The organism is Streptomyces sp. NPDC048295 (genome assembly GCF_040652135.1).
In the GTDB taxonomy this organism is placed as follows: domain Bacteria; phylum Actinomycetota; class Actinomycetes; order Streptomycetales; family Streptomycetaceae; genus Streptomyces.
Genome location: NZ_JBEZLL010000042.1, coordinates 52,190 through 71,978, shown reverse-complemented (window position 1 = coordinate 71,978; position 19,789 = coordinate 52,190). Strand labels below are relative to the sequence as shown.

16 protein-coding genes and 3 pseudogenes are annotated in these 19,789 nt (G+C 68.6%); 10 read left to right on the top strand and 9 right to left on the bottom strand.

Annotated elements, in window-relative coordinates; translation table 11 throughout:
* Window positions 1-91 precede the first annotated feature (91 nt).
* Entirely contained in the window at window positions 92-586 is a 495-nt protein-coding gene (locus tag AB0D53_RS38760; protein WP_362454061.1) for a MarR family winged helix-turn-helix transcriptional regulator, read from the bottom strand.
* 70 nt (window positions 587-656) lie between these two features.
* Here AB0D53_RS38760 and AB0D53_RS38755 point away from each other — a divergent pair, with 70 nt between their 5' ends.
* From AB0D53_RS38755 to AB0D53_RS38730, 6 genes and pseudogenes are all read left to right on the top strand, one after another.
* The gene (locus AB0D53_RS38755) at window positions 657-2,114 is read left to right on the top strand and encodes an MFS transporter (protein WP_362454060.1); all 1,458 of its coding nucleotides are present in this window, start codon (window positions 657-659) and stop codon (window positions 2,112-2,114) included.
* A 299-nt stretch (window positions 2,115-2,413) separates the two neighbouring features.
* Window positions 2,414-2,884: a TIGR03618 family F420-dependent PPOX class oxidoreductase gene (locus AB0D53_RS38750; RefSeq protein WP_362454059.1), complete on the top strand. Its 471-nt coding sequence runs from the start codon at window positions 2,414-2,416 to the stop codon at window positions 2,882-2,884.
* A gap of 434 nt (window positions 2,885-3,318) precedes the next feature.
* Window positions 3,319-4,584 carry a sugar ABC transporter substrate-binding protein gene (locus AB0D53_RS38745; protein ID WP_362454058.1) on the top strand — a complete coding sequence of 422 codons (1,266 nt, stop codon included), beginning with the start codon at window positions 3,319-3,321 and terminating at the stop codon, window positions 4,582-4,584.
* A 32-nt stretch (window positions 4,585-4,616) separates the two neighbouring features.
* Window positions 4,617-5,531 (top strand): sugar ABC transporter permease, encoded by a 915-nt coding sequence (locus AB0D53_RS38740; RefSeq protein ID WP_362454068.1) that lies wholly within the window; start codon window positions 4,617-4,619, stop codon window positions 5,529-5,531.
* A gap of 3 nt (window positions 5,532-5,534) precedes the next feature.
* Window positions 5,535-6,410, top strand: a complete 876-nt coding sequence (locus AB0D53_RS38735) for a carbohydrate ABC transporter permease (protein WP_362454057.1) — start codon at window positions 5,535-5,537, stop codon at window positions 6,408-6,410.
* 184 nt (window positions 6,411-6,594) lie between these two features.
* Window positions 6,595-7,661, top strand: a pseudogene (locus AB0D53_RS38730) (glutathione-independent formaldehyde dehydrogenase).
* A gap of 778 nt (window positions 7,662-8,439) precedes the next feature.
* Here AB0D53_RS38730 and AB0D53_RS38725 read toward each other — a convergent pair.
* Complete coding sequence (locus tag AB0D53_RS38725) at window positions 8,440-9,024, bottom strand: hypothetical protein (RefSeq protein ID WP_362454056.1); 585 nt, start codon at window positions 9,022-9,024, stop codon at window positions 8,440-8,442.
* A gap of 337 nt (window positions 9,025-9,361) precedes the next feature.
* Entirely contained in the window at window positions 9,362-9,802 is a 441-nt protein-coding gene (locus AB0D53_RS38720; RefSeq protein ID WP_362454055.1) for a hypothetical protein, read from the bottom strand.
* Between the two features lie 610 nt (window positions 9,803-10,412).
* On the opposite strand from AB0D53_RS38720, the pseudogene AB0D53_RS38715 reads away from it, so the two are divergent.
* Window positions 10,413-10,502: pseudogene (locus AB0D53_RS38715) on the top strand (integrase); the annotation flags it as partial.
* A gap of 239 nt (window positions 10,503-10,741) precedes the next feature.
* On the opposite strand, the pseudogene AB0D53_RS38710 reads toward AB0D53_RS38715, so the two are convergent.
* The 4 genes and pseudogenes from AB0D53_RS38710 to AB0D53_RS38695 form a co-directional block, all read right to left on the bottom strand.
* A pseudogene (locus AB0D53_RS38710) lies at window positions 10,742-10,795 on the bottom strand (hypothetical protein); the annotation flags it as partial.
* A 211-nt stretch (window positions 10,796-11,006) separates the two neighbouring features.
* Window positions 11,007-11,732 (bottom strand): HAD-IA family hydrolase, encoded by a 726-nt coding sequence (locus AB0D53_RS38705; RefSeq protein ID WP_362454054.1) that lies wholly within the window; start codon window positions 11,730-11,732, stop codon window positions 11,007-11,009.
* 293 nt (window positions 11,733-12,025) lie between these two features.
* Window positions 12,026-13,255: an FAD-dependent monooxygenase gene (locus tag AB0D53_RS38700; protein WP_362454053.1), complete on the bottom strand. Its 1,230-nt coding sequence runs from the start codon at window positions 13,253-13,255 to the stop codon at window positions 12,026-12,028.
* Window positions 13,256-14,113, bottom strand: coding sequence for an alpha/beta fold hydrolase (locus tag AB0D53_RS38695; protein ID WP_362454052.1), 858 nt, complete (start codon window positions 14,111-14,113; stop codon window positions 13,256-13,258).
* Window positions 14,114-14,224: 111 nt separating this feature from the next.
* Between AB0D53_RS38695 and AB0D53_RS38690 the strand changes: the two genes are divergently transcribed.
* From AB0D53_RS38690 to AB0D53_RS38680, 3 genes are all read left to right on the top strand, one after another.
* Window positions 14,225-15,100 (top strand): helix-turn-helix domain-containing protein, encoded by an 876-nt coding sequence (locus tag AB0D53_RS38690; RefSeq protein WP_362454067.1) that lies wholly within the window; start codon window positions 14,225-14,227, stop codon window positions 15,098-15,100.
* 870 nt (window positions 15,101-15,970) lie between these two features.
* The gene (locus AB0D53_RS38685) at window positions 15,971-16,777 is read left to right on the top strand and encodes a MerR family transcriptional regulator (RefSeq protein WP_362454051.1); all 807 of its coding nucleotides are present in this window, start codon (window positions 15,971-15,973) and stop codon (window positions 16,775-16,777) included.
* Window positions 16,774-17,787 carry a BtrH N-terminal domain-containing protein gene (locus AB0D53_RS38680; protein WP_362454050.1) on the top strand — a complete coding sequence of 338 codons (1,014 nt, stop codon included), beginning with the start codon at window positions 16,774-16,776 and terminating at the stop codon, window positions 17,785-17,787. The genes AB0D53_RS38685 and AB0D53_RS38680 overlap by 4 nt, the downstream gene beginning before the upstream one ends.
* Before the next feature lie 463 nt (window positions 17,788-18,250).
* Here the strand turns inward: AB0D53_RS38680 and AB0D53_RS38675 are convergent, their stop codons facing one another.
* Window positions 18,251-18,892 carry a carbonic anhydrase gene (locus AB0D53_RS38675; protein ID WP_362454049.1) on the bottom strand — a complete coding sequence of 214 codons (642 nt, stop codon included), beginning with the start codon at window positions 18,890-18,892 and terminating at the stop codon, window positions 18,251-18,253.
* Between the two features lie 284 nt (window positions 18,893-19,176).
* Entirely contained in the window at window positions 19,177-19,785 is a 609-nt protein-coding gene (locus tag AB0D53_RS38670; RefSeq protein WP_362454066.1) for a sigma-70 family RNA polymerase sigma factor, read from the bottom strand.
* Between the last annotated feature and the right edge of the window lie 4 nt (window positions 19,786-19,789).

Below are 19,789 nucleotides of genomic sequence, written 5' to 3'. Positions count from 1 at the left end.
CCGGCGCCTCGCGATCGTCCCAGCGCCTCAAACGAGCAGTGTCCTCACCCGAGTCCACCCCCTGTTCCGCGCATGATCCAAACGAATGGCCCTAGCCGCGTTGCCGCGCCCGCCGTGCCGAGGGTGCCGCGGTGGCCGGTGGGGTGCTCAGGTGGCCCTCGGCCAGGTGGGTGAGGAGGGCGAGGAAGGTCTCGCGGTCGCTCTCCGGGAGGGAGGCGAGGGCGCGTTCGTGCACCCCGTCCACAATGCGCCGGCTCTGCTCGGCCGCGCGGGCACCCTTCTCGGTGACGGCGATGATGCGGGCCCGGCGGTCGGTGCTGGACGGGCGGCGCTCGGCGAGGCCGGCCTGCTCCAGGGCGTCGACGGTGACCACCATCGTGGTCTTGTCCATGTCGCCGATCTCCGCGAGCCGGGCTTGGGTGCGCTCCTCCTCCAGGGCGTGGACGAGCACGCAGTGCATCCGGGCGGTGAGCCCGATCTCCGCGAGGGCCGTCGCCATCTGGGCGCGCAGGACGTGACCGGTGTGGTCCAGCAGGTAGGAGAGGTCCGGCTGGGTGCGTTGCGGGGGAGGGGACATCGCGGTCATGGGTTCAGGGTACGCCATGATGCAGCCGTAGTAGATAGTCTGCAACGGAACCATCTGCTACGGTCCTTTCATGCCTTCAACCTCCCGCCTCGCCCTCGGCGTCATTGCTGCAAGCACGCTCATGATCATCTTGGACGGCTCCATCGTCACCGTGGCGATGCCGGCTATCCAGAGCGACCTCGACTTCAGCCCCGGCGGCCTGAGTTGGGTCGTCAACGCGTACCTTGTCGCCTTCGGCAGCCTGCTGCTGCTCGCCGGACGGCTCGGCGACCTCCTCGGGCGCAAGCGGATGTTCGTCGCCGGCACCGCCGTCTTCACCGCCGCCTCGCTCCTCGCCGGTCTCGCTGCCACACCTGCCGTTCTGCTCGCCGCCCGATTCCTCCAGGGGATCGGCAGTGCCATGACGGCGGCCGTGGGGCTCGGCATCCTCGTCTCGCTCTTCCCTAGCGGCCGGGAACGGGCCCGCGCCATCGCCGTGTTCAGCTTCACCGGCGCCGCCGGGGCCTCCCTCGGCCAGGTACTCGGCGGCGCGCTGACCGACGCCCTCGACTGGCACTGGACCTTCCTGATCAATCTCCCCATCGGCGCGGCGGTCCTCGCCCTGGCGGGCCCCGCGCTTCCCGCGGACCGCGGACTCGGCCTACGCGCCGGGGCCGACGCCTGGAGCGCCGGGCTGATCACCACCGGCCTGATGGCCGGCCTCTACGGCATCGTCGGTGTGCCCACACACGGCTGGGCCTCACCGCTCACCCTGGTTCCGGTGCTGACCGGCGCGGCGCTGGTCACGGTCTTCTTCCTGCGCCAGTTCCGTGCGCGCACCCCGCTGCTCCCGCCGACGCTGCTGAAGGTACGCGCCGTGGCCGGTGCCAACCTCGTCCAACTCCTCACGGTCGCCGCCATGTTCGCTTTCCAGGTGCTCGTCGCGCTCCATCTCCAGAACGTCGTCGGCTACGGCGCCGCCCGCACCGGCCTGGCGATGCTGCCGGCCGCCGTGGCCATCGGAGCCGTCTCGCTCCTCGTCTCTCCCCGGCTGATCGGCCGCTACGGCGAGCGGGCCGTGCTGCGCGCCGGACTCGCGCTGCTCGTCGCCATGCTCGTCCTGCTGACCCGGGTGCCCGCGCACGCCGACTACGTCCGCGACCTGCTGCCCGTGATGCTGCTCGCCGCCGGGTTCGGCCTGGTGCTTCCCCCGCTCACCCAGCTCGCCATGTCCGGCGCCGACGAGCGGGACGCGGGACTGGCCTCGGGGCTGTTCAACACGACCCAGCAGGTCGGCTCGGCGCTCGGCGTCGCCGTGCTGTCCACCCTCGCGGCCGCCCGCACCGATGCCCTTACCCGATACGGCGACGCCCGGCCCGAGGCTCTCACCGGCGGATACCACCTCGCCTTCGCCACCGGGGCCGGGCTGCTGGCCCTGGCCCTGCTGGCCGCAACCCTCCTGCTGCGCCGTCCTACGCCTTCCCCCACTCCCGGGACACCCGAGGCGATCGGGATGTCCGAAGCGCGCAGCATCACACCGGTCTCCTGACTCTCCGCCCGGCACCGTCCTGGTATCTCGGCTACAAGGCTTCCGGCCATCCCACTGCATACGCGGGCCTGTCCCGACGACCCGCGGCCGGGGCTCCTCGATCCACGGCGAACACCAGTCGTGGAGGGCGAATGCGCAGTGCCAACGGGCCTTGTTCGTCCCGCGTTCACCGCCATGCATGCCCGACCCCGCCTCCCGCACCGTCCATCAATCGTCAGCTCCGAATTCCCTTGGCCGAGGACTCATAGGCGCACCTTTGCAGTCGGCCAAGAAGTCCGAACCGACCGGAAGGAATCCCCATGCCCGGCCCCGCACCCCGCCCCCTCACCGACGCCGAACTCGACACGATCCTCCGCGAACAGCGGTTCGCCGTCCTCGCGAGCGTCCGCCGCAACGGCCATCCGCATCTCGCCACCGTTCTGTACCGCTGGGACCCGGTGGAGCGCGTCGTTCGGATCTCCAGCACCCGGGACCGCCTGAAGCCCCGTCACCTGCGCGCCGATCCGCACGCCGCCCTGCACGTCGCCCGCGACGTGTGGGCCTACGCGGTCGTCGAAGGCGAGGTGGAGGTTTCCGAGCCCACCGCCGAGCCGGGCGACGCCGTCGGGCGCGAGCTGCTCGCCATGGCGGTGGCGGGCGGCGTACCGCTGGACGATGAGGCCGCCTTCCTCGCGGAGGCCGTCGCCGAGCAGCGCGTCGTCCTCCGCCTGAGGGCGTCCCGTCTGTACGGCACCGCCCTGGACGTCGCCGAGCCCCCGGCGGGCGGATGAGGGAGAGCACAGCCGGAACGTCCGGTGGTCCGGACCGGCCCACCGCACTCGTCATCGCGCATGCCGCAGCCCTGGTGCCGCGCCGGCCCGGACTCCCGGTGCTGCTCGCCCCTGGGCGTCCGGAAGCCCACTTTCGCCGGCTGCGACCCCGTCTCCGTGCAGGGCTCCGCCGGGCGGGCTGCCCAGGACGGCACTCAGGATCTCGGCGTGCTGCCGGCCCGGCAGGGGAGCATGCTCGCGCGACCCCTGTGCTGTTGCCTCTTCCGGCCCGTCGTTCACAAAGCCGAGCCATCGGATCATGACGAGGACGGGCTGAACATCCCTGGCCGTATTTGACCGTTGCAGACTCTGATCGGACCGCCCCCTCGGTTAAAACTGGCCGTTTCATGGACGGGCAACAACTCATACACGTATCGGCGCCACACTGATGAACCATGCCCCACTCAAGCACCACAGCCAACAGCATCAGCCGCCGGTATCTGCTGGCCGCCTCGGGCGCCCTCGCACTCACCGCCGCCTGCGGTTCCAACACCGGCCGTGCAGGTGGAGCGGGCGATCGTCCCGCTCTCGACCAGTGGTACCACCAGTACGGCGAGGCCGGGACCGAGCAGGCGGTGAAACGCTATGCGGCGGCGTACCGCAAGGCGGAGATCACGATCGAGTGGCGGCCCGGCAACTACGACCAGCAGACGGCCGCAGCACTGCTGACCAAGAACGCACCGGACATCTTCGAGGGCAGGCCGACCCTGGACCAGATCCGGGGTGGGCAGGTCGCCGATCTCACCGACCTCCTGGACGGGGCGGGCGATGACTTCAATCCCGCGGTCCTCACCCCGAAGACGTACAAGGGCAAGATCTACGGGATCCCCCAGGCCATCGACATGCAGATGCTCTACTACCGAAAGAGCCTGCTGGCCGCGGCCGGAGTCCGGCCACCGCAGACCCTAGACGAACTGGCCGACGCCGCAAAGGCCCTGACGACCAAGGATGTCAAAGGCCTCTTCCTCGGCAACGACGGGGGAGCCGGCGTGCTCGGCGCCACTCCGCTTCGCGCCGCAGGCCTGGAACTGGTGACTTCCGACGGAGCGGTCGGATTCGACGACCCGCAAGCCGCCAGGACCCTCGGCAAACTGCATCGATTCCACAAGGACGATTCCCTGCTGCTCGGAGCCCCCACCGACTGGTCCGACCCGTCCGCGTTCCTCCAGGGGCTGACCGCCATGCAGTGGACGGGACTGTGGGCCCTCCCGCAGATCGAGAAGGCGCTGGGCGACGACTTCGGAGTCCTGCCCTTTCCCCGCGACGGGGCGCAGGGCAGGCCTTCGGTACCGGTCGGCGCCTACGGGGCGGCCGTCAGCGCGCACAGCAGCCACATCGACGCGGCGAAGGCATATGTGAAGTGGCTGTGGGTGGAACGGACGGACTACCAGGAGGACTTCGCGCTGTCCTACGGCTTCCATATTCCCGCCCGGATCTCGCTGGCGAAGAAAGCGGCCGGACTTGCCAAGGGCGCGGCGGCCGAAGCCGTCCGTTTCACCACTGAACACGGTTACGCCCAACCCCTGTTGTGGACCGAGAGGAGCCAGGCCGCCTACCAGGACGCCCTGAGCCGGATCATCACCGAAGGTGCCGACCCGGACGCCCAGATCAGGTCGGTCGTCGCGACGGCGAACGCCGAGCTGAAGCGGGTACGGTCATAGCCACGCAGACGCCTGAAGGCACCGAACGGCCGCTGGGACGGCGGCTGCTGGGGCCCCAGAACCGCTACCTGTGGTTCTGGGTCTTCGTCGGCCCCTTTGCCGCCGGGCTCGCCCTCTTCACGTACGTACCGCTGCTGTGGAGCGTGTGGCTCAGCTTCTTCGATGCCCACAACACAGTGACACCGACCGACTTCGTGGGCTTGGACAACTACTCCGAGATCCTTGGCGACCCGTCCTTCGTCTCCAGCCTCGTCACCTTCGTCGTCTTCTCGCTCTTCATCGTTCCGGCAACCTACGGGCTCTCGCTCGCCCTCGCTCTGATAGTCGCCAGGCTGCGCTTCGCCCAGGCGTTCTTCCGGTCGGTCTTCTTCCTGCCGACCGCCTGCTCGTACGTCGTCGCCGCAATGATCTGGAAGCTGTCGATCTTCAACGGAGTACGGTTCGGGCTGGCGAACACGGTGCTGGGATGGTTCGGCGGCTCGGACATCGCCTGGCTGTCGACCACCAGCCCGCCCTGGTACTGGCTGGTCATCGTGACCGTGCGCCTGTGGCTCCAGGCAGGCTTCTACATGGTGATCCTGCTGGCCGGACTCCAGCGAATCCCACGCACCCTCTACGAGGCGGCGGCAGTGGACGGCGCCCGCCCCGGCTGGCAGGTCTTCAGGCACATCACCTTCCCACAACTGCGTGCGACCTCCGTCGCCGTCGTCCTGCTCCTGGTGATCAACGCCTTCCAGGCCTTCGACGAGTTCTACAACCTGCTGTCGACGGCTCGCGGCTACCCGCCCCACGCCAGGCCGCCCCTGGTCTACCTGTACTACGTGGCGCTGGGGCAGGGACAGGACCTGGGCCTCGGCAGCGCGGGCGCGGTGATCCTCGCACTGATCATCGCGGTCGTGGCGGTGGTACAGGCACGCTGGTTCGGTCTCGGACGCCAGGAGGACTGACGTATGCGACAGCATTCGACGGATCGACCGACGGGGCTCTCCACGGCCCATGCCCTCCGACGGCTCACGCGCGGACTCCGGCTCGTGCTGCTCATCGCGCTTGCCGTGCTCTTCCTCGTCCCGTTCTATCTACTGGTGCGCAATGGCCTGGCCACCGAGGCGGATATCACCGGGGCGGACTGGACGTTCTTCCCGCACAGCCTCCAGTGGGGCAACCTGCGGGAACTGTTCAACGACAGCAGCGTTCCCATGCTGCACGCCCTGTGGAACTCGGCCGTGATCGCCGTCCTCACGACCGTCGGCACCCTGCTGCTCGCCTCGATGGCCGGATACGGGCTGGCCCGCATCGAATATCCCTATGCGAGCCAAGTCTTCTACGCGTTCCTGGTCACCCTGATGATCCCGTCCGCGGTCACTTTCGTCCCGAGCTTCGTCCTCGTTTCGTCGCTCGGCTGGATCTCCACCCTGCGCGGACTGATCGTCCCCACCCTGTTCAGCGCGTTCGCAGCATTCCTCTTCCGGCAGTACTTCCTGGGCTTTCCCCGGGAGCTGGAGGACGCGTCCAGGGTGGACGGGCTCGGCTACTGGCGTACGTACTGGCGGATCGTCGTACCCAACACCCGGCCGGTCTTCGCCGCAGTGGGGGCGATCGTCTTCATCGGCTCGTGGAACTCGTTCCTCTGGCCGCTGGTGATCGGCCAGCAGCGCGATGCCTGGACCGTGCAGGTTGCGCTCGCCACCTTCACCACGGCTCAGACAGTCAACCTGCACGAGCTGTTCATCGCGGCCGCCGTTTCGATCCTGCCCCTGCTGGTGGTCTTCCTGCTGCTCCAGCGCCACATCGTCGCGGGCGCGGAGCGTTCCGGCATCGATGAATGATCGCGAGCCGGGGGTGGCGCGGCCGATCACCGTCCGCATCGGGGTCAGCGGTCGGCGATGTCCTCGTGGAGGCCGTCGGAGAATTCCCACCACGACAGCGGTAGCCAGTCGCCGTTGATGAAGGACGTTGTGCAGCCACTCTGTGCCTTCTCTTTCCGATTGCGCCGCGATATCAGGGTGATACATCCAGCACTCGAACGATGTGATCGTAAAGGTCACCTCCATCGCGATATGCGGATCGGACCTGCACATGTACGAGGGCCGTACCGCGGCCGAACCCGGCGTCGTCTTCGGCCACGAGAACATGTGGATCATCGAAGAAACCGGTCAGGGCATCACTTCACTCAAGACGGGGGACCGCGTGGTCATGCCCTTCAACGTCGCCTGCGGGTTCTGCGCCAATTGCGTCGGGGGATTCCCCGGGTTCTGTCAGACCGTCAGTCCTGGTTCTGCGGGAGGTGCTTACGGATATGTCGCCATGGGCCCCTGGCCAGGTGGCCAGGGGGAATTCCTGCGCGTTCCGTACGCCGACTTCAACTGTCTGAAGCTGCCGCCGGGAAACGAGCACGAGACCGACTCCATGCTGCTTGCCGACATCTTCCCCACCGGCTACCACGGCTGTGAACTTGCCGGGGTCCGCCCGGGTGAGAGCGTCGCCGTGTACGGCGGCGGGCCGGTCGGGCTCATGGCCGCCTACTCGGCCCTGTTGCGCGGCGTGAAGAAGGTCTTCGTCGTGGACCGTGTTCCCGGGCGGCTGGAAAAGGGCTGGGAGATCGGTGCGATTCCGGTCAACTTCGCCGAGGGTGATCCCGTGGAGCAGATCAAGGAGCAGACCGAAGGCATCGGCACGGACAAGGGCATCGACGCCGTCGGCTACCAGGCGGCGTGCGGTACCGACCACGAGGAACCGGCGACGGTCCTGAACTCGCTCGTCGGTACGGTCCGGGCCACCGGGGCGCTCGGCGTACCCGGCCTCTACGTTCCGTCCGACCCGGGAGGCCCCGACGAGCAGGCCAAGCACGGCATGCTCCTCGTCTCGATCGGCAATCTCTCCGAGAAGGGCCTGCGCATGGGTACGGGGCAGTGCAACGTGAAGCGCTACAACCGGTACCTGCGCGACATGATCATCAAGGCCGTGCGCAGCCGAACTTCGTCGTCTCGCATGAACTGCCCCTGGACCGGGCTCCCTCGGCGTACGACAAGTTCGACAAGCGGATCGAGGGCTGCACGAAGGTCGTGCTGCACCCGTAGCGGGAGACCCGACGGCGCGCCGTACCAGCCGGGCTCTCCCGTTCGGCCGAGCGCGGGCACGTCTCGCGGCCGACGGCGTCCGGCTTCGTTCGCTTCCGTCATCACTGTCTGTCCCCGCATTCGGGGCACCAGGTGGAGGTCGACGGGTTCGGGATTGTCCACGAGAAGTGAAATGACGGCAGTGCATCGGCACCGCGGGCCGGGTCGGGGCGGGTCGGGCCGGGCCCGGGCTGCGGTGCGGCGCAGGCGCTGCTGACGTGGAGACCGGAGACCGGAGACCGGAGACCTGAGACCGGTGGGACGTCGCCGTACTGAAGAAACAGCTGGTGATCGCGCACAAGGATGCGTCGGCCGTCCGTGAACGGGAGGTGGGCCTGGTGTACGGAGTGTTCCTTCACGCACACCCCACCGCAGTACCGGATCACGGCTGATCACGTCACCTGGTGAGGCACTTCGACCGGTGGCCCGCCGTTGAGCCGGCCGACCTCGTGCTGGGCGCGTGGCAGCGTGCGCTCGTCGATCGAGCGGACGCCCGGTCTCGAACGGGTCCGACCCCGGGTCGCTCGGCGTACCGGGGCGGCCCGAGGCCTTGTCCGGAGTGCTCTGGCACGACGTACGACGTACACCGAGCAGCTGTTCCTTCCAGCCATCGGTCCGATCAGGCCTGGCCGCCCGGCGCCAGTGGCGTGCCGGGCGGCCGACCGGTGGGGGCGTGGAACGCGGAAACTGTCTCTACGGAGATCCGCAGGCGGACACAGCGGCGGGTCCGAGTCGGCGGTCAGGCGGTTTGTGCGCTGCGGGCGTACAGCGCGAACAGCAGCGACCAGTTGCCGATCGTGGTCCGGGCCAGTGCGGTTCCCAGCGCCTCGTCCTCGTCGTCCGGGGTCACCTTGTCGGGCCGGAGGCCGGACTGCGTGGCCGGCTCCTGGGATCCGGTCCCGGTGTGAACAAAGTCGTCGTCAGGGTCCTCCGCTGCCGCGTCGAGGAGGTAGAGCAGGTGCCCGTGTGCGGGGCCGGCGTCCCCTGCTTCCAGTGATTGCGTGGTGAAGGTGCGTTGCTCGTCGTACCGCACCAGATCCGAGTTCTCCACGGCGGCCTGGACGAGTTGGGACCAGTAGGACTCGTCGTGGGCACCTGTGCGCTGGCGCATGTGCTGTGCGGCGTACCGGGCCATGGCCCCTGCGTCGTCGATCAGAGGGGAGAGCACCTGGTCGGAGGTGAAATCGAAGCCGAACCAAAGGCGTCGGCCGTCAAGGACCAGCGACTCGATACCGCCGACGACGCCGATGCGCCCGGTCAGCCCGGGTACTGGAGCCGTCACGCTCTCTCCCGGAGTCATGTCCGAGATCGCGTTGTCTGCCATGGTGAGTCCCTCTTTCACGGTCGCGCTTGCGCTACTGCCGGAGTGTCTATCGCACTGCACTGACATCGACTACGCGCGGGGCGTCAACCGGAGTTCCGCAGTCTGCCACGCGCCCGATTCGGTGAGCGACACCCACCATGGCGACGGTTCGCCGGAGCCCGCACGGCACCGATGGAGACCGAGCCAGCGATGATGACGGCTGTACACCGAGTCGCCGCGAAGGAGAGGGGGGCTCCCCCTCCCGTGTGGTGGAGGGCCCGGCGCCGCTGGACCGCGTTCACGCCGTCACGATCTGCGCCGTGGTCATGGTGCTTTCCCAGTGAGCGCCCCTTACCGGTCAGCGCCCCTTGGAGAAGGCGGCGCGCAGTGCGGAGCCGCGGGTGATGAAGGCGACGCGGATGACGGGCAGCATGCAGACGGCCTGCACCGTGGCATACCACGGCGGGCAGACACCGGGGATCAGGTCGACGCCGATGATCGCGATCGGCGTGATCACGGCGAGGGTGCCAATGCGCTCAAAAGCTCGGCGAGATCCCCGGAAGGCGGAAACGGTCAACCGGTGGATCAGTACCGCGGTCACCGGGAGCAGGACAGCCCGGACCCACATGAACGTGTTCACCATGTGACCGCTGCTTGCTGCCACGGCGACCGCCAGGAAGGCGATGGCGCCAAGCGCGCCGTACACCTTGATGCTGCTCATCGCCGTGCCGAAGGCGCGCAGGGTGTGGGGGGTGTGGCGGGGCATTGCCTCGGTCGTGAGGTGCGTGTCGGTTTCCATGGCTACGACGCTACGAAGCGCCCGTCGGCCCCGCTACGGGTCTGGACGCACAACGAGGTGGGCCCAGCCCCACTCCTCGGCTGACCGGGCAGGAAGGACTGCTGAGGACCAGGGACCAGTGCTCGATGCGCAGGCGGGCCTTGAGCGGAACTCCCGCTTCCGCGGCAAGGCGCAGTATCGCGTACTGGAGATCGCGGGCCCTGGGCTCGTCGCTTTGGAGAGCTCCGATACGCCGCGGTGACTGGACGCGCCTCTCCCTGACTCCCGAGTGGCGTTCTCCCGGCACCCGGCACGCCGTGCCCCGCGCCCGCTGGACGCGCACGTCGCGGGGCCCGGCGGGAGCGCCCGGGTGTCAGCCGATGGCCATCTTGTTCTGCCAACCGGTGACGATCTGGGTTCCCGACCCCGACAGGGCGGTCCGAGAACCGGCGTGGGGCGTACGGTGCCATCGGCTTTGAGCGTCCGATCCGGCCGGCGAGCCGACCGGGTCGCTCCGGACCTCCTGCGCCAACCTGGCATGGGGCATGGTCGCCCGAAGCGGCGTCACTTTCCGCGAACCAAGACCTGGAAGGAGTCCCCAGACCCCGAGTGCGATGCCAGGCTCGGGGTCCTGCATGCCTACCAGCGCCGGCGCAACGCCAACGCCCGCCACCGGGACATCCTGGCCGCCGAGCGCCGCGAACGCGCTCGCATCCGCTGACGGGCTTCAGGAAGGTTGAGGCCCGCCGTCCGGGCCGGTTGGCCCTGGGGCGGCGGCCCGGGGCGGCGGACCTGGGTCTCGGCACCGTCGATCCGCAAGGTGACCCCCTCGGCTCCTGCGTAGGCAAACACCTCCGCCAGGGTGCGCAACCGCACCCTCAGGCGGTCGGGGGCGGCGAAGCCGCGCACCGCCAGCAGCGGCCGGATCTCGCCGATGGCGCGGGACACTGTGGAGCGGGCGGTGCCGTACAGCTCAGCCAGCGCGGCGTGCGGGAGCCCGGTGCGCAGGTACACCAGGGCGACCAGCGCCCGGTCGGTGAAGACCAGGTCATGCTTCGGGCCGGCGCCGGCCTCCTGCTGCCGCTCGGGACCACGCGCTCATGCAGAGCCGACTCGCATCGGGCAAGCCACGGATCTGCCAACTCCCCTATCAGATAGCCGAGATGTGAACGGGAGATGCCGCAGAAGGCGCGGTGGGACAAGGCCGCACGGGCCCACTTCTTGGTCACACTCGATCGGCCAGGCGGAGCACTGCATCCAGTCCGCGGCACGAACCGGGAGTGGCTCGACCGGGCAGCACATACGAGCGCAGTCCCACCCCGGCCGCGCCGCCATCCTTCGCGGGATGGTCACCCACCATCAGCGTCTCCTCCGGAGCGACACCCAGTTCACGGCAGGCATGCTGAAACAGCAACGGGTCCGGCTTCTCGGTGTTGTGTTCGTAGGAGTGCACCCAGGATGAAAAGTAGTGGTCAAGGCCGTGATGGGCGAAGGTGGCCCGCAGATCCCAGCCCACATCGCTGACGACCCCCAAAGCCACGCCGCTCTGAGTCAGTCGGACCAGTGTGCACTCGGTGTCTGCATAAGGCACCCAGTGCTCAGGGGCCTGCAGTTGCTCATAGAGCACGTCGGCGACCGGTGCCAGCTCGGGAACCGAGGCGTACCAGGTGGTGAAGGCATGGCGATGTGCTCTTGAGAACACGTCGCGGCCACGCTGGGCCTCGACCACGTCAGGGTCCGACAGACCGGCTTCGAGCCCGCTCAGCATGACGTCCATTGCTGCCTCGTCCACGGGTTCAGTCATCGCTGCTCGGATCCGGTCTGCATACGCACCGATCTGGAACAGGGTGCCGGAGAAGTCGAAGAGGACGGCCCGCACGCCCAGCGGCGCCTGCGAGGTGGCACTGGCGCGGATGGGCCCTTCAGGCCCGCAGGCAGGGAGACGAGTCATTTGATCTTCCTACCTCAGGCTGGAAGAGAATGACCAAGGTCTATCGCGGACCAAGTTGTCAGCCCTTCCAGCAGCGCGGTGAATGCCTCCGCGTCCCGCCGGACCCAAGAACAACGCAAGACCGTGAGCCAAGAAGCCCTGCCTCGACCGGACTTGGCACGTGCGGGCCGAACAGGGCTCCTGCGCGGGTGATCTACGGCCGGTCGGCGCATGAGGGCAGGGACTCTCGGTGGCTCGGGGACGCGAATCCGGCCGAGCAGGGCCGGGAGGATCCGGTGTCCTTGTTGACCTCCTTATGCGGCGGGCGACGGCGGGTAGTCGTCGACGGTCACGGAGTTGTAGAGGCGCGCGCTCTTGGTAGTGAGGCGAACAAGGGCGCGGCTGGGGCCCGCGGGCAGGGCGGAGATCAGGCGCGCGCCCTGGGCCAGCCCCCACACGCCGAGGCGGGACGTGGGGATCAGGGTCTTCGCCGCGCTCAGCGCGACCGCGCGGCTGCCGTGCACGTGCTCCGCCATCGCGCGTTCGTAGGCGAGGAAGGCGCGCTCGTGGTTGCCGCCCGCCCGCGCCAGCTCTCCGGCGAGGACGTACGCGCCGACCACGGCCAGGCTGGTGCTGCCGCCGACGGCCGGACCGGGGCAGTAGCCCGCGTCGCCGACGAGCGTCACCCTTCCCTGCGACCAGGTCTCCATGCGGAGTTGGGTGATCGAGTCGAAGTAGAATGCCGGGGTGCGGTCGAGCTCGTCCAGCCAGCGGTCCACGTGGGCGTGCATGCCGGTGAACGCACCGCGCACCAGCTCCTTCTGCCGGGGCACGTCGCGGTGGTGGTAGTCGAGCTCGCGCTCGCTCCGGAACAGGAACAACACCCGCGCGTCTCCGAGATGCCGCGCGCCGTACATGCCGGCAGTGCGGCCGACGCCGACGTGGATGAGGAGCTCGCCGTCGAGGTCGGAAACGTTCGGCAGGGTCAGCACCCCGAGGTAGGCCCCGATGAAGGCGTTGGAGCGGGACTCCTTGTCGAAGACGAGGCGGCGCACGTTGGAGTGCAGCCCGTCCGCACCGACGACGAGGTCGAAGCGGCGCGGCTCGGCGTTTTCGAACCGCACCTCGCCGTCGGGCGAGACAGCGGTGATCGAGTCGCCGAAGACGTACTCGACGTCGTCGCGCGCAGCGTCGTAGTAGATCTCGCTCAGGTCGTCGCGCATGATCTCCACGTGCCGGTCGGAGGTGGCGCTGAAGACCTTGGAGAGGTCCGCCTGCACGAGACGCCGTGAGCCCTCCCGGTAGACGGTCATTCGGTTCGTGCCGGTGGACCGCTCCTCGATGCGCGGGAGCACACCCATCTTCTCCGAGATGTTCATCGCGGGCCGAAACAGGTCGACCGCGTGGCCGCCCGTTCTGCGCAGAGCCGGCGCACGCTCGACGACGGTGACGGAGAAGCCGTGCCTGGTGAGCCAGTAAGCCAGAACCGGACCGGCTATGCCGGCGCCGGAGACAAGGATTCGCAGGGCACCTCTCGTTTTCATTCAGTCCACCCGTACGGAGTGGATCGACGTGAAGGCCAGCAGGGCAGCCGCGGTCCGCCGTGGATCCTCGAGCAGAGGAGAGTGCCCGAGACCAGGCAGCAATTCGACCTCCGCGCCCGGAACCGCGCGGTAATCGGAGGCGGATGAGGATCGCCATCTGCGGTCGTCCTCGCCGAAGATCACCAGCAATGGCCTGCCCAGGTCCGTCAGCCGATCCGGCAGTGTCCGCTGCTCCAGGTAGGAGCGGGTGGCCCGCATCGTCGCGGTGAACGTGTGGTGGGTCATACCGCGCACATCGTCCAGGAGCTCTTCCGGTATCCGGTAGCCCGCGAGGCTGAACCCCGTGCTCGCGATCTGCCGGATCTGTTCGTCGGTCGGTGGCCACTGCGAGGGGCCGCTCGCGGCGGGCTCCGGTGCGATGAAGGCGTCCAGGCTGGGGCCGGTGTTGACGAGCGTGAGCGCGGTCACCAGGTCGGGCCGCTGCTCGGCGAGGGCGGTGGCGACCACGCCGCCGCTGGAATGGCCGACGACCACGGAGTGCTCGACGCCGAGCCGGTCCAGTGCCACGCCGGCCCGACGCGCCTGGTCCGGGATCGCATAGCTGCGGTCGGCCGGCTTGGCCGACCGACCGTGCCCGAGCAGGTCGATCCGGATGACGCGGTGAGATCCGGTCAGCAGCGGAACCATCGGGTTCCACGAGCGGGTCGAGGACGCGGACCCGTGGATGAGCAGCAGCGCGGGTGCGTCGCGAGGGCCGTCCTGGCACACGTAGATGCCGCTCTCGTCCAGCGACAGGGTTGAACTCTCGGCGGCTTCGGCGCCGCCGTTCACGTACGAACCGCCGTCAGAAACAGTCATGAGCCCACTGTTCCGCCGGTATGTGCCGGAGGATTGGACGAATGTTCCCCATCGCCGGCTCACGCAGCATGGCAGCATGGGAGCATGCGGGCTTTCGAGCGCGGTGCGGCTATGTGGGGCGTCGAGCGTCCGGAGCTGCCCAGCCGGGTGGCCGGTGTCACCATGGCCGGGTTCCGTGTCCGTGACCTGGAAGAGCTTCGGATAGTCCCGCACCCGGCTGTGACGCTGCTCCTGGAGTTCGGCGCGGGTTCGCCGGTTCTTGACTGTGCCGCAGGGCAGCAGAGGGGAAGTATGGTCGCCGGGCCCGGACTCGGGTCCGCGGGCGCGGCCCGGGCGTGGGGAGTGAACGTCGAGTGCGTGCAGGTGCGCCTGTCCCCGGTGATCGCACACGCGATTCTGGGCGCCTCCCCCGCCGACCTCGACGGCGCCGTCGTGCCGCTGGGTGACTTGTGGGGCCGGGAAGCGTCACGGATGTGCGAGCAACTCGGCGAGGTCTCGTCGTGGCAGGATCGCTTCTTGCTGACGGACGCGCTGCTCGCCCGTCGGCATGAGGCGAGGCCGCCGGTGGACCCGGAGGTGGCCTGGGCCTGGCGTCAGATCGTCGTGAGCCATGGCCTGACCCGGGTCGACGGACTGGCGGCCGAGGTCGGGTGGAGCCGCAAACGGCTGTGGTCCCGTTTCCGTTCGCAGCTCGGCCTGCCGCCCAAGCGGGCCGCGAAACTGGTCCGCTTCGATCATGCCGCCCACCGCCTGGTCGCTGGTGAACGCGCGGCCCGAGTCGCGGCCGACACCGGCTATGCCGACCAGTCGCACCTCCATCGGGACGTCATGGCGTTCACCGGGGCGACCCCCGCGACCGTTGCCGGCGAGCCGTTCCTCGCCGTCGACGACATCGCATGGCCCAGTCGCGGAACAACCCTCATGCCCCACGGCTCCAGGGACCTCCGGCTCGGTCGCCGTCCGGAGATGAGACGGCCACCGCTGTGAACGCCGCCGGCCTTGGTGAGCGCCTCCCGGAGGGCGTGGAGTCTTGTGGTGTTGTGGATGTCCTCGATCCTGAACATCTGCGGGTCCGTGCGGCGGGTCAGGACCTGTGCGGCGCGTGGGAAAGAGGGGGCGCCGTCGTCGGTAAGGACGACGACCGGCGTATTGGGGACGCCGGCAAGAGAGCCGGTCATGAGGTGCCCCCCGGAGCGAGGTGGGGGAGCTGGGAGAGGCCTTGGGCCACCAGGTCGTGCGGCGGGTGCCAGGGCCCGAATCGGCCGAGCAGCCAGGGCGTACTCGCTGCATGGCGCGTCGGCCGCGCTGAGCTGTAGATCGTCGCATCAGGAGGACATGACGAAGCCCTTCCCTGATGGAGAGAAGGGCTTCGCGGGTGAGCGCTGGGCAGGTCTTGCACCTGCATTTCCCCACGGGAAGTGGGGCGTCTTTCTTTGGACCACCAACGCATTGTCAGTCGCCACGAGTTGCGGCGAACTTCCAAGATCAACTGTAGCGCATGCGGGTCGTCGGCCTGCCCCTCGGCCCGAGTGGTGACGGTTTGCCAGGATTCTGGCTTCGGCGCGACTTCTTCACACCCACACCCGATCCGATGCGCATCATGGCGTGGTCATCACGTGACGTTCCATCTCTGTGGTTCCCCGCGCCTACTGAGTTGAGCCGCGTACCGCGACGCGGAGTTCGGCCCCGACCACCACGCCGTGTCCGGATGGGTCCCTGCGCCGCCTCGCTGCCCGGGGGCTGTGCCCGCCGTATGGCCCGTACGTCCGAATCGATGACGTTGGCGCACAGGGCGTCCTTGAGACTGTCGAGGCGGCGCTGGACTCTCCCATCGTGGGAGGGTCCAGCATGATGGGTATGCAAGACGAACTTCTCACCATCGGGCGCTTCGCCCGTCTGTGCCGCCTCAGCGTCAAGCAGCTACGGCACTACGGCGAAATAGGACTGTTGGCTCCGGTCCGCGTGGACGTCGGCTCGGGCTACCGCTATTACGCGCCCGACCAGGCGCGTGATGCCCTGACCATCGCCCTGCTCCGCGAGATGGACCTTCCCTTGGCCGTGATCGCCCAGGCGCTGGCTGCCGAGCCCGAGCACAGGGCACAGGTCCTGCGCGCGGAGCGGGACCGGCTGGCCGAGCGGATCAGCAAGGACCGGGCCCGGCTGGGGCTCCTGGAACGGCTGGCGGAAGCCGGTCTGCCCGGCCATGAGGTGACGTTGAACAGAGAGCCGGAGCGACGGCTGGCAGTGGTGCGTGCCGTCTGCACCCCTGCGGGTATCGGAGGCGTGGTCGAGGAGTGCGTAGGCCGACTGCTGCCCTTGCTCGGTATGGCGGGAATCGCGTGGGAGCCGCCGCTGTGGGGGCTGTACCCGCTGGATCTGAAAGAGCGAATGGAGATCACCGTCGGAGCACAGGTCCCGCAGGGAGAAGGCCTGCCTGGCCTGGAATTCGAGGTGCTGACCGGCGGACTCGTTGCCGAGACCATGCACATCGGGCCCTACGAGCAACTGCCCTTGGCCTACCACGCGCTCTTCGCCGCCATCCACGAGCGTGGACTGCGCCCGCGGGCACCCGTACGCGAGGCGTATCTCGTCGGACCGGCAGAGGCGCCGCATGAAGAACTGATGACCCGACTGATCATCCCCGTCCAGGAGAGCACGACATGACCCAGGTAATAGACATCGATGCCCGCGGTATGCAGCACTGCGAGACGACAGCGCTGGGGGTGTTGTTGCGGCACCAAGGACTGCATCTGTCCGAGCCCATGCTGTTCGGCCTCGGCTCTGGTCTGTCCTTCATCTACTGGGACGGCAAGAACATGGGCTTCCCCTTCCTCGGGGGACGGGTCAAGCCCTTTGACCTCACCAGAAACCTGGCCACCGGACTCGGGCTGGAGCTCCTGGTTCAGGAGACCACCTCCCCGCGCAAGGCATGGGGCAACGTGGTGGCCTCCATCGACGCCGGCCGCCCGGTCGGGCTGCAGCTCGACAGCTACTACCTGGACTACTTCAGTTCTAAGGTCCACTTCGGTGGCCACGTCGTAGCCATGTACGGCTACGACGACCACAACGCCTACCTGGTGGACACCGACCAACAAGGCGGAGCGGTATCCACCAGCCTGGCGGGCCTCGCCCAGGCCAGGGGCGCGCGTGGCCCGATGACCGCCAAGCACCGCTCCTTCACGCTCACCGTTCCTAGGAACCCGCCCTCCCCGCAGGGCCAGATCATTCCCGCCATCACGGCCTGCGCCGACGCCTTCCTCAACCCGCCCATTGCCAACCTCGGTCACCGGGGCGTGGAGAAGGCAGGCAAACTGGTGCGTACATGGCTCCAGCGCACCGATGCCCCGCAGCGGGACCTGCCGCAGGCCGCCCGCTTGATGGAGAAGGCCGGCACCGGAGGTGCCCTGTTCCGTAATCTCTACCGCGACTTCCTCGCCGAATGCACCGATCTGCTCGACAGCAGCCATCTGCGCACCGGCCACACGCTGTACACCGAGGCAGCCGGTCTGTGGACGGAAGCGGCAGCACTGATCAAGAAAGCTGGCGAATCGGGCAATGTGCAGTGCCTCGTCCAGGCCGGCTCGATCCTCGGCGATCTTTCACGGATAGAGCGAGAGGCCATGCAGGCGCTCAGCTGCCTGGGGAGTGAGACCACGAGAGGGATCCGACCCTGACGGCCGTCAAGCAACCTTGGCGAGCTCAAGCCATCAACACATCATCGTTGGGCAGGGGCCCGCAGGGGCCTGTTGTGCGGCCATCGGCTGCGGCAGGGGTACTTGCGTCGTACTCGATGCCACCCGTGGGGTGCACCGGCGAAGAGGACCGTCTTCGACATCGGTCAGCCCCTCGTCCGTGAGAACGGATGCTGCGGGCCACCCGGGCAATGGCCCACGCGGCCGGGGGACTCGGCCGACTGAGTCGGTCGAGTCCACTGCCGTCCGCGCCTGCCGGCATGCCGCCGGAGCCCTGAACCGGACGCTTCGAAGCGGTGCGTCAAGGCAGGCCAGGGTCCAGGTCGCGGCCGATCTGCCTGGGAGCGTGGTGCCGATCACCGGCCACGCCCCCGCACGTGGTCCCTGGCAGGCTGGACCGGGCGCCGAACTCACCAGGGACCGCGAACGGACCTGAACAGAATGCCTAGAGACCTGCGGGTTCCGTGCGGCGCAGGCCGTGGGACGCGACGAGATGGGCGCTGCCGTCCGCCAGGCTGTAAGTGAGGCCCACTACCGCAGTGTTTCCGGCCGAAACCTGTTCCGCCAGCACCCTGGAGCGTTCGAGGAGCAGGTCCACGGTGTTGCGGGTGTGTGCCGCGATGATCTCACCGTTGTCGGTGAGACCGGCGGCGCGGGCGGCAAGCACGCTCGGCGTGACGCGCTCGATGACATCGCGTACGTACCCGTCCGCAGTCACTCCGTCCTCGACGGCGCTGCGGGTGGCGGCCACCGCACCGCACGCGTCGTGACCGAGGACGATCACCAGCGGGCAGTTCAGCAGGCCCACGCCGTATTCGATGCTGCCGAGAACCTCGGGCCCCGCCACATGTCCGGCCGTGCGCACCACGAACAGGTCTCCCAGGCCGCGGTCGAAGATGATCTCGGCGGCGAGGCGGGAGTCGGAGCAGCCGAAGAGCACCGCGAAGGGCTGCTGCACCGAGGTCAGTGCCGCACGCCGGGCCGCGTCCTGATTGGGATGCTCCGGGGTGCCGGCGACGAACCGCCGGTTGCCGTCCATCAGCAGATTGAAGGCACCGTCGGGAGTCAGGTTCGAGTCATCAGCCATGGCCCCAGGTTACGCGGTGAGCGAGCACTGAGCTCCAGCGGACAGGCCATACGGGAGTCCGGATACGGCAGGTCTCGCTGCCGCCCGGCGAACAGCGGGCACGTGGGAGTGCCCCCGACAGCAGAAGCCGCGAGGGGCCGAGCAGCCGTCCGGACGACTGGACGGAGCCGGCCGGCAGCCGACCCGGTGACCGGAGCGCCTCCTGGACGCGGGGCCGACGAAGCCTGTCCGTCAGTGGCAGGAGCCGCCCCGAATGCGCGGGCGACGCCCTTTCTCCGGTGTGCCTACGCGTCTGCATCATTGGCACGGGACCGCTCGATCGCCAGGCGCAGCGTGTGCAGCCCACGGCGGGAGTGGCTCTTCACGGTGCCCAGAGGCATGCCGGTCCGTTCGGCGATCTGGACCTGGGTCAGATCCTCGTAGAAGGCCATGCACAGCACTTCCTGCTGGCGGCGGGGCAGTTGCGACAACCCGTCCACCAGCAGCACCTGCTCCAGAACCGCATCGGTTGCCGACTCGCCGGGCCGGGAGACATCGACGAGAAGAGATACGGAGTCGACCAGAGCCAGACGCCTTGTCCGGGCCGCGAGCGCGTCGACGATCTTACGGCGGGTGATTCCGACCAGCCAGGCGCCGAGCGCGCCACGCTCCGGTCGGAACCCCTCGCGGCCGCGCCACGCGCCGATGAACACCTGCTGTGTGACGTCCTCCGCCTCTTGCGTGTCACCGAGTGAGCGGTTCGCCATGGTGTGGACCAGGGCCCCCCATCGCCGATAGATCGCCGCGAACGCCGCCTCGTCCGAGGCATGAAGGCCACGGGCCAGCTCCTCTTCGTTCCGCGTCGTCTCCACCGGTGGCGTGAGAGCCGCGGCAGATCGCGTTTTCGTCGTCATGGCC

Coding starts and splice junctions, on each gene's coding strand:
- AB0D53_RS38760 (WP_362454061.1), bottom strand. CDS start 586: ATGACCGCGATGTCCCCTCCCCCGCAACGCACCCAGCCGGACCTCTCC.
- AB0D53_RS38755 (WP_362454060.1), top strand. CDS start 657: ATGCCTTCAACCTCCCGCCTCGCCCTCGGCGTCATTGCTGCAAGCACG.
- AB0D53_RS38750 (WP_362454059.1), top strand. CDS start 2,414: ATGCCCGGCCCCGCACCCCGCCCCCTCACCGACGCCGAACTCGACACG.
- AB0D53_RS38745 (WP_362454058.1), top strand. CDS start 3,319: ATGCCCCACTCAAGCACCACAGCCAACAGCATCAGCCGCCGGTATCTG.
- AB0D53_RS38735 (WP_362454057.1), top strand. CDS start 5,535: ATGCGACAGCATTCGACGGATCGACCGACGGGGCTCTCCACGGCCCAT.
- AB0D53_RS38725 (WP_362454056.1), bottom strand. CDS start 9,024: ATGGCAGACAACGCGATCTCGGACATGACTCCGGGAGAGAGCGTGACG.
- AB0D53_RS38720 (WP_362454055.1), bottom strand. CDS start 9,802: ATGGAAACCGACACGCACCTCACGACCGAGGCAATGCCCCGCCACACC.
- AB0D53_RS38705 (WP_362454054.1), bottom strand. CDS start 11,732: ATGACTCGTCTCCCTGCCTGCGGGCCTGAAGGGCCCATCCGCGCCAGT.
- AB0D53_RS38700 (WP_362454053.1), bottom strand. CDS start 13,255: ATGAAAACGAGAGGTGCCCTGCGAATCCTTGTCTCCGGCGCCGGCATA.
- AB0D53_RS38695 (WP_362454052.1), bottom strand. CDS start 14,113: ATGACTGTTTCTGACGGCGGTTCGTACGTGAACGGCGGCGCCGAAGCC.
- AB0D53_RS38690 (WP_362454067.1), top strand. CDS start 14,225: ATGTGGGGCGTCGAGCGTCCGGAGCTGCCCAGCCGGGTGGCCGGTGTC.
- AB0D53_RS38685 (WP_362454051.1), top strand. CDS start 15,971: ATGCAAGACGAACTTCTCACCATCGGGCGCTTCGCCCGTCTGTGCCGC.
- AB0D53_RS38680 (WP_362454050.1), top strand. CDS start 16,774: ATGACCCAGGTAATAGACATCGATGCCCGCGGTATGCAGCACTGCGAG.
- AB0D53_RS38675 (WP_362454049.1), bottom strand. CDS start 18,892: ATGGCTGATGACTCGAACCTGACTCCCGACGGTGCCTTCAATCTGCTG.
- AB0D53_RS38670 (WP_362454066.1), bottom strand. CDS start 19,785: ATGACGACGAAAACGCGATCTGCCGCGGCTCTCACGCCACCGGTGGAG.